Origin of the sequence: Ensifer sp. ENS02 (assembly GCF_014851885.1) — a bacterium.
GTDB classification, from domain to species: Bacteria; Pseudomonadota; Alphaproteobacteria; order Rhizobiales; family Rhizobiaceae; genus Ensifer; species Ensifer adhaerens.
Map to the genome: position 1 here is coordinate 1 of NZ_JACVAO010000068.1, position 610 is coordinate 610.

A 610-nucleotide genomic window follows, 5' to 3' on the forward strand; every position below is an offset into this window, starting at 1 on the left:
CGGGTGAGAACACGGTCACACACACGCAGGGCGGTGCGGTTGGCTTTAGCGATGTCGATACGCTCGACACGCACACCGCCAGCTTCAAGGCGAACGGCAACGGCTATCTCGGCACCTTCGCGCTCGATCCGCTGAACCAGGCAACCGATCAGGTCGGCTGGAGCTTCAAGGTTGCCGACAGCGTGCTCGACTCGCTGCAGGCTGGCCAAAAGCTGACGCAGACCTATGACGTCACCGTCGACGACGGCAAGGGCGGTACGGCGACGCAGACCGTGACGATCACGATCACCGGCACCAACGATGCTCCGGTGATCACGTCTGGTTGGCAGCTCGGCGGCGTGGTGGAGCGCTTTGACGGTTTTCCGGGCGAGAATACGGTCACGCACACGCAGGACGGCACAATCGGCTTTCGCGACGTCGATACGCTCGACACGCACACGGCGAGCTTCACGGCGGGCGGTAACGGCTATCTCGGTACCTTCGCGCTCGATCCTCTGAACCAGGCAACCGACAAGCTTGGCTGGAACTTCCAGGTTGCCGACAGCGTGCTCGACTCGCTGCAGGCCGGCCAGATCCTGGTGCAGACCTACGACGTCACCGTCGATGACGG

At 63.3% G+C, this 610-nt stretch carries 1 protein-coding gene; it reads left to right on the forward strand.

Annotated features, from left to right (window positions below; translation table 11 throughout):
• Positions 1-610 (forward strand): VCBS domain-containing protein (locus IB262_RS35465; protein ID WP_210337882.1); only part of this gene is annotated, 610 nt, incomplete at both ends.